This window comes from Variovorax sp. 01T439_2 (assembly GCF_056398445.1).
The window spans coordinates 1-2,338 of the sequence record NZ_JBFTPJ010000917.1 but is presented as its reverse complement, the minus strand read 5'-3'; the positions used below and the strand labels follow the sequence as shown (position 1 = coordinate 2,338).

The 2,338-nt window shown below is 69.7% G+C and carries 3 protein-coding genes and 1 pseudogene; 2 read left to right on the top strand and 2 right to left on the bottom strand.

Annotated elements, in window-relative coordinates:
- Positions 1 to 782 (bottom strand): aminotransferase class III-fold pyridoxal phosphate-dependent enzyme (locus tag AC1DOC_RS29755; protein ID WP_478131130.1); only part of this gene is annotated, 782 nt, incomplete at its 3' end.
- A gap of 427 nt (positions 783 to 1,209) precedes the next feature.
- On the opposite strand from AC1DOC_RS29755, the gene AC1DOC_RS29750 reads away from it, so the two are divergent.
- Together AC1DOC_RS29750 and AC1DOC_RS29745 are read left to right on the top strand one after the other, a co-directional pair.
- Complete coding sequence (locus tag AC1DOC_RS29750; RefSeq protein WP_012747911.1) at positions 1,210 to 1,407, top strand: hypothetical protein; 198 nt, start codon at positions 1,210 to 1,212, stop codon at positions 1,405 to 1,407.
- 42 nt (positions 1,408 to 1,449) lie between these two features.
- On the top strand, positions 1,450 to 2,163 hold the full coding sequence (locus tag AC1DOC_RS29745) for a UdgX family uracil-DNA binding protein (RefSeq protein ID WP_012747910.1): 714 nt from the start codon (positions 1,450 to 1,452) through the stop codon (positions 2,161 to 2,163).
- Here the strand turns inward: AC1DOC_RS29745 and AC1DOC_RS29740 are convergent.
- A pseudogene (locus AC1DOC_RS29740) lies at positions 2,127 to 2,338 on the bottom strand (alpha-ketoglutarate-dependent dioxygenase AlkB); the annotation flags it as partial. The gene AC1DOC_RS29745 and the pseudogene AC1DOC_RS29740 overlap by 37 nt on opposite strands.

Here is a 2,338-nt window from a genome sequence, read left to right as displayed (position 1 = left end):
CCGTAGCGGTCGCACAGTGCCCGCACGAGGCGCAGGTAGTCGGGGTCGTGCATCGCCATGCCGGTGGCGCATTGCACCAGCGGCTCGACGATCACGGCGGCGATCGATGCATGCCGTTCGGCCAGCAGCGCTTCGAGCTCGGCCGCGGCACGGCGCGCCACGGCAGCGGCGTCTTCGCCCGACCGCGCGGCCCGGGCGTCGGGCGATGCCACGAGGTGCGCATTCGCGAGCAGCGGCGCGTACGCGTCGCGGAACACCGGCACGTCGGTCACATGCAGCGCGCCCAGCGTTTCGCCGTGGTAGCCCTGCCGCAGCGCGACGAAGTCCTGCTTGCCGCTGCGGCCCGCGTTGCGCCACGTATGAAAGCTCATCTTCAACGCGATCTCCACGGCCGAGGCGCCGTCCGAGGCATAGAAGCAGTGGCCCAGCGCATCGCCGGTCAGCGCGGCGAGCCGCTCGGCCAGCTCGACGGCCGGCGCGTGCGTGCAGCCCGCGAGCATCACGTGCGAGAGCGTGTCGAGCTGGTCCTTGAGCGCGGCGTTGATGGCCGGGTGCGCATGGCCGAAGAGATTGACCCACCACGAGCTCGTTGCGTCGAGGTAGCGGCGGCCGTCGTGGTCGAACAGCCAGACGCCCTCGCCCCGCGCGATCGGCAGCGGCGGCACCGCTTCGAGCCGGATGCTCTGCGTGCACGGATGCCAGACATGGCGCCGGCTGCGCTGCTGCCAGCCGGCGTTTTTCGATGCTGCGGGCATCGAGGAAGAAGCAATCGTTGGCGGCATCCGCGCATTCCTTTGGGGGCAAGGCGCGGGATCGTATCGGCGCCCATGCGGCGCGGCAAACCGCCGGTGCGGGCATCGGAATGCGGGCACTTGAACGACGTTGGCCGGGGTAGCACGCCCGTTCGGACCAAGGCCGCGCAACAGGACGGCATCGTGTACGGAGGCGGGTCCGCAAGGCCAATGCAAGTTGTCTTGGCGGCGACAAAGATTTTTGCGGAGTATCGAGTTCTTACCTTGATCGGGGGGTGGTTGGCGTGATCGGACAGCCTGGTGGCAGATATCGGCTATCGGCAGATTCCGCGCCCCGCCGTGCCTGCGCATGAGGCTTGGACGACGCCCGCGGTGGGCCAATTCCGACACCGCCGAGCAGGCACCGCGCGGACAAATGAATGTCCATCCATTCATCATTCATTCGAAGGAGCAGCCCATGTCCAAGACGAACCCCAACACGCCCGACGAGCGTGGTTCGTTGCCTCCCCAGCACAACAAGGCCGGCCACCAGAGCCCGACACCGCGCAACGAGCCGCGCCGCACCACCGAGAGCCGCCACGACCGCGAAAGCCACGTCGGCGGCAGCAACCAGAGCCAGTCCCGGCGCGGCGGCGCCGGCGGTTCCACGCATTGACGGGAGCGGCCTGAAGGCCGCCGAACTGCCGGAGCCGGCAACATGTCCCATCGCAACGAAGCCACGGCCGCGCTGAAGGCGCTCAGCGTGGCGACCGACGCCTGCCGCGAATGCCCGCTGGGCGCGCATGCGACCCAGTCGGTGTTCGGCGAAGGCCCGGTCGGTGCGGCGCTGATGGTGGTGGGCGAGCAGCCCGGCGACAAGGAAGACCTGGTCGGCCGCCCCTTCGTGGGCCCGGCCGGCAAGCTGTTCGACCGCGCAGTGGCCGAACTCGGCTGGTCGCGCGAGAAGCTCTACGTGACCAATGCGGTGAAGCATTTCAAGTACGAGCCGCGCGGCAAGCGCCGCATGCACAAGACCCCGGGCCAGCGCGAAGTGGATGCCTGCCACCACTGGCTCGAAAGCGAGATGGAGCTCGTGCAGCCGCGCGCCTGCATCGCGCTCGGCGGCACGGCCGCGCGCTCACTGCTCGGCCGGCCGGTCGCGGTGATGAAGGAGCGCGGCCAGTGGGTCGAGGATGCCGCAACGGGCCGCCGCGTGCTGGTCACGCTGCATCCCTCCGCCCTGCTGCGCGGCGATCCGCTGCAGCGCGAAGCGGCTTGGGAAGCCTGGCTCAAGGACCTGTCGATGGCTTCGGAGCTGATGAAGAAAGCCGGGGCCAGGCGCCCGGCCGAAAAACAGCCCGCCGCAAAAAAGCCGGCCGCAAGGCCCGCCGCAAGTCACGCGCGCCGCCGCGTGCGCATGGTGATGGAATAGCGCAGCGCCTCGGTCGGCGCGATGCTGTGCTGCCAGGCCCAGCGCGCTTCGCCGCGCAGCATGTAGATGGAGCGCGGCTCGATCAGCAGCTGCAGGCTCGCAGGTGCGCTGGCGCTGGCCGGCGGATAGGGCCGCAGCTGCATCACCGCGTCGCCCTGCAGCGAAACGCCCACGA

Bases quoted from the DNA above. Each gene is read 5' to 3' on its own strand.
- AC1DOC_RS29745 (WP_012747910.1), top strand. From the start codon at position 1,450: ATGTCCCATCGCAACGAAGCCACGGCCGCGCTGAAGGCGCTCAGCGTG.
- AC1DOC_RS29750 (WP_012747911.1), top strand. From the start codon at position 1,210: ATGTCCAAGACGAACCCCAACACGCCCGACGAGCGTGGTTCGTTGCCT.